5 protein-coding genes are annotated in these 4,646 nt (G+C 66.6%); 1 reads left to right on the forward strand and 4 read right to left on the reverse strand.

Features of this window, described 5'->3' with window-relative positions; translation table 11 throughout:
• Window positions 1-722: PP2C family protein-serine/threonine phosphatase (locus tag VFL64_RS15020; protein WP_489541190.1), on the forward strand; the 722-nt coding region annotated here is incomplete at its 5' end.
• 7 nt (window positions 723-729) lie between these two features.
• Here VFL64_RS15020 and VFL64_RS15025 read toward each other — a convergent pair.
• The 4 genes from VFL64_RS15025 to odhB all read right to left on the reverse strand — a co-directional run.
• Complete coding sequence (locus VFL64_RS15025; RefSeq protein ID WP_489541191.1) at window positions 730-1,302, reverse strand: hypothetical protein; 573 nt, start codon at window positions 1,300-1,302, stop codon at window positions 730-732.
• Window positions 1,299-2,396, reverse strand: a complete 1,098-nt coding sequence (gene zapE, locus VFL64_RS15030) for a cell division protein ZapE (RefSeq protein ID WP_489541194.1) — start codon at window positions 2,394-2,396, stop codon at window positions 1,299-1,301. The genes VFL64_RS15025 and zapE overlap by 4 nt, the downstream gene beginning before the upstream one ends.
• 13 nt (window positions 2,397-2,409) lie before the next feature.
• Window positions 2,410-3,837 (reverse strand): dihydrolipoyl dehydrogenase, encoded by a 1,428-nt coding sequence (lpdA, locus tag VFL64_RS15035; RefSeq protein ID WP_489541192.1) that lies wholly within the window; start codon window positions 3,835-3,837, stop codon window positions 2,410-2,412.
• A gap of 10 nt (window positions 3,838-3,847) precedes the next feature.
• Window positions 3,848-4,646: 2-oxoglutarate dehydrogenase complex dihydrolipoyllysine-residue succinyltransferase (gene odhB / locus VFL64_RS15040; RefSeq protein ID WP_489541193.1), on the reverse strand; the 799-nt coding region annotated here is incomplete at its 5' end.

Consider the following 4,646-nt stretch of genomic DNA (forward strand, 5'->3'; position numbering starts at 1 on the left):
TTCACCGCGGCGATCGTGCCTACCAGCAGGACCAGGTGCAGATCATTCCGCACCTGCGCGTGCCAGGCAGCGTGATGGCGGTGCTGGCCGACGGCATGGGCGGCAAGAGCGGCGGTCGCAAGGCGGCCGATCAGGTGATCCTCACCGCCTCGCAGATCTTCGAGCGCTTCGCGCCTTCGCGCGACGACGCGGCCGAAGCGATGAAGCAGCTGGTGCTCGAGGCGCACCTGATGATCAAGCTGACCGCGATCACGTCCGAGGAAGAGCCGCACAGCACCGTCGCCGCGTTCATCATCGGCGCCACGCGCGAGTGCCACGTGATCCACGCCGGCGATTCGCGCGTGTACCACTTCCGCGGGCCCGACATGGTCAAGCGCACCATCGACCACTCGTTCGTACAGCGCCTGGTCGACGAAGGCCAGATCACCGAGGACGAGGCCAACACCCACCCGCAGTCGAACCTGCTCACCGGTTGCCTGGGCACGCTGCAAGACCCTCCGCTCACCCTGCACCACATCGACCGCCTCGAAGTCGGCGACACCATGCTCGCCTGCAGCGACGGCCTGTGGCACTACTTCACGCCCAAGGAACTGGGCGCCATCGTGCACACCCTGCCCCCGCGCGAAGCCAGCGAGATGCTGGTCAGCAAGGCGCGCCAGCGTGCACGGGGGTCGGGCGACAACCTGTCGCTGGCCCTGGTGCGAATCGACCCGCTGAGCTGATCGGCCCTCAAGGCCGCCCGGCACTGGCCGGCACTGGCAGCGGCGTAGGCGGCTTGCGTGCAGCGCGTTCGGCGTTGCGCTTCTCCACCTCTTCACGGTGTGCCTCGATTTCGCGCTGGCGCGCTTCGTAGGCCTCGCGCTTGCGTTGCTCCTCGGCGCTGCGGTCGGGTGCCGAGGCCTTGACCGCCGGCACCTTGGTAGATGGCTTCTTGGCAGGGGCGGGAGCCGACGCAGCCTTCGCAGGCTTGGGCGACCTGGGTGTCTGCCCTGCCTCGCGTTCCTCGGCCTCCTTGGCCTTCTCGGCCATGCGCTGCGAGTGGGCTTGTGCACGCTCGCGCCGCCGGGCATCGTCCAGGGTGGCTTCCTGCTCGCGCAGGGGCTTGAGTGCCTTCACCCTGTCGAGGCGTGCCTTGTCCAGGCATGAGGTCACCACGAACTGCTTTCGGCAGGTCTCCTGCTGCTGGGCGTACTGCGTCTCGATGGCCTGGCGCTGCTGCCGGATCTGCGCGCGCTCAGCCTCGTCATTGCCATACGCCAGCCCGCACAGTGCGAGCAGCATCCAGGCCAGGTTCGGCCTCATGTGAGCGAAGTGTCCACGTCGCGCCGCGCCAGGGCCAGGAACTCGGCCGACTGCATCTCGTTCAGGCGCGACACCGTGCGCGGGAACTCGTGCGCCAAGGGGCCATCGGTGTACAGCGCTTCCGGCTCGACCGCGGCCGACAGGATGAGCTTGACGCGCCGGTCGTAGAGCACGTCGACCAGCCAAGTGAAGCGCCGCGCCTCCGAGGCCAGGCGAGGCGACATCTGCGGCACGTCGGACAGCAACACGGTGTGGAACTGGGTTGCCAGCTCCAGGTAGTCGTTCTGCGAACGCGGGCCGCCGCAGAGCTGCTTGAAATCGAACCACACCACACCGCCGGCCTTGCGGCGCGCGTGCAGTTCGCGGTGCTCGATGTGCAGTACGGGCGCCTCGTCCTTGGCTTCGGCCAGGCGGGTGAAGGCATCGCTCATCTCGGCATCGGCCTCGGCACCGAGCGGCGTGTGATACAGCTTCACGTGCTCCAGTGTGCGACGGCGGTAGTCGGTGCCGTTGTCGACGCTGATGACCTCCATCTTCTCTTTCAGCAGCTCGATGGCCGGCAAGATGCGGTCGCGGTGCAGGCCGTTCGGGTACAACCCGTCGGGCTCGAAGTTGGAGGTGGTGACGATGCTCACGCGGTGCTCGAACAGCGATTCGAGCAGGCGGTGCAGGATCATCGCGTCGGTCACGTCGGCGACGTGGAACTCGTCGAAGCAGATCAACCGGTAGCGGCGCGAGATGCGTTTGCCCAGTTCGTGCAGCGGGTTGACCGTGCCCTTGAGCTCGGCCAGTTCGCGGTGCACCTCGCGCATGAACTCGTGGAAGTGCAGCCGCGTCTTGCGGGTCAGCGGGACGGCATTGAAGAAGCAGTCCATCAGGAAGCTCTTGCCCCGCCCTACCCCGCCGTACATGTAGACACCGCGCGGGATGGGCGGCCGCACGACCAGCTTGGTGATCGCGTTGCTGCGGCGGGCCTTGTAGTCGGCCCACTCGCGCTCGCAACGCTCCAGCGCGTCCACCGCACGCAGCTGGGCGGGGTCGGGCGCATAGCCCCGCTCCGCGAGGGTCTGCTCGTAGAGCGCCCTGACCCCCACGACCGCTGCCACGTCAGAAGTTCAGCGTGCGCTTGTCGACCGCGAGTGCCGCTTCCTTGGTGGCTTCGCTCAAGCTCGGGTGGGCGTGACAGATGCGCGCGATGTCTTCGGCCGAGGCCTTGAACTCCATCGCCACCACGGCTTCGGAGATCAACTCCGAGGCCATGGGGCCGACGATGTGAACACCGAGGATCTCATCAGTCGCCGCGTCGGCCAGGAACTTCACCATGCCGGTCGTGTCACCCAGTGCGCGTGCACGGCCGTTGGCAGTGAACGGGAAGGTGCCGGCCTTGTAGGCACGGCCCGCGGCCTTGAGCTGCTGCTCGGTCTGGCCCACCCACGCGATCTCAGGCGAGGTGTAGATCACCCAGGGGATGGTGTTGAAGTTGACGTGCCCGTGCTGGCCGGCAATGCGCTCGGCCACGGCCACGCCTTCTTCCTCGGCCTTGTGCGCGAGCATGGGGCCGCGCACCACGTCGCCGATGGCCCAGACGTTGGGCAGGTTGGTCTTGCAGTCGTCGTCGACCACGATGGCACCGCGCTCGTCTAGCTTCAGGCCCACGGTTTCGGGGTTCAGGCCGATGGTGTTGGGCACGCGGCCGATCGAGACAATGAGCTTGTCGACTTCCAGCGTCTGCGCTTCGCCCTTGGCGTTGGCATACGCGATCGTCACGCCCTTCTTGCTCGACTTGACCTCGCCGATCTTCACGCCGAGTTCGATCTTCAGGCCTTGCTTGTTGAAGGCCTTGGCGGCCTCCTTGGCGATCTGCTCGTCCACGGCGCCCAGGAAGGTGGGCAGCGCTTCAAGCACCACCACCTCAGCGCCCAGGCGACGCCACACCGAGCCCATCTCGAGGCCGATCACGCCGGCACCGATCAGGCCAAGCTTCTTCGGGACCGAGGGGATGCGCAATGCGCCGTCGTTGGAGAGGATGTTCTCTTCATCGAAGGCCGCGCCAGGCAGCGCCCGTGGGTTGGACCCGGTGGCGACGATCACGTGCTTGGCGGTCAGCGACTCTTCCGCCGCACCCGCCACCTTGATCTCGTAGCCGGCAGCGTCGGCCTTCACGAAGGAGCCACGGCCGTGGAAGAAGCTGACCTTGTTCTTCTTGAACAGGTACAGGATGCCGTCGTTGTTCTGCTTCACCACGGTGTCCTTGCGGCCCAGCATCTTGGCGACGTCGATGCTCAGGTCGGACAGGCCGATGCCATGGTCGGCAAAGTGCTTGCCGGCATGCTCGAAGTGCTCGCTCGACTGCAGCAGCGCCTTCGAGGGGATGCAGCCCACGTTCGTGCAGGTTCCGCCCGGTGCGGGGCCGCCCTTGCCGTTCTTCCACTCGTCGATGCAGGCGACGTTGAAACCGAGCTGCGCCGCGCGGATGGCGGCGATGTAGCCACCGGGGCCGCCACCGATGACGACCACGTCGAATGATTTGCTCATGGTCGTGCCTTTAGATGTCAAAGAGGAGGCGAGCCGGGTCTTCCAGCGCTTCCTTCATGGCCACCAGGCCCAGCACAGCTTCGCGGCCGTCGATGATGCGGTGGTCGTAGCTCATCGCCAGGTAGTTCATCGGGCGGATGACGATCTGGCCGTTCTCGACGACGGCACGGTCCTTGGTGGCGTGCACGCCCAGGATGGCCGATTGCGGCGGGTTGATGATGGGCGTGGACAGCATGGAGCCGAAGGTGCCGCCGTTGCTGATGGAGAAGGTGCCGCCGGTCAGCTCATCGAGCGAGAGCTTGCCTTCCTTGGCCTTGGCGCCGAACTCGGCAATCTTCTTCTCGATGTCGGCGAAGCTCATCTGGTCGGCATTGCGCAGGATGGGCACCACCAGGCCGCGCGGCGAACCGACCGCGATGCCGATGTCGAAGTAGCCGTGGTAGACGATGTCGTTGCCGTCGACCGAGGCGTTGATCACCGGGTAGCGCTTGAGAGCCGCCACGGCCGCCTTCACGAAGAAGCTCATGAAGCCCAGCTTCACGCCGTGCTCCTTCTCGAACTTCTCCTGGAACTTCTTGCGCATCTCCATCACCGGGGCCATGTTCACTTCGTTGAACGTGGTCAAGATGGCGTTGGTGGCCTGCGACTGCAGCAGGCGCTCGGCCACGCGGGCACGCAGGCGGCTCATCGGCACGCGCTCTTCAGGACGGTCGCCGAGGTCGGGCGCGCGGGTCGGCGCAGCAACCTGCGGCAGCGCCGCCTTGGGCGCGCCGGTCGGCACGGGCACGGGTGCCGCCACCTTCGCGGTG

This window comes from Rhizobacter sp., from assembly GCF_035702065.1.
GTDB lineage: Bacteria > Pseudomonadota > Gammaproteobacteria > Burkholderiales > Burkholderiaceae_C > Rhizobacter.

Coding starts and splice junctions, on each gene's coding strand:
- VFL64_RS15025 (WP_489541191.1), bottom strand. CDS start 1,302: ATGAGGCCGAACCTGGCCTGGATGCTGCTCGCACTGTGCGGGCTGGCG.
- lpdA (WP_489541192.1), bottom strand. CDS start 3,837: ATGAGCAAATCATTCGACGTGGTCGTCATCGGTGGCGGCCCCGGTGGC.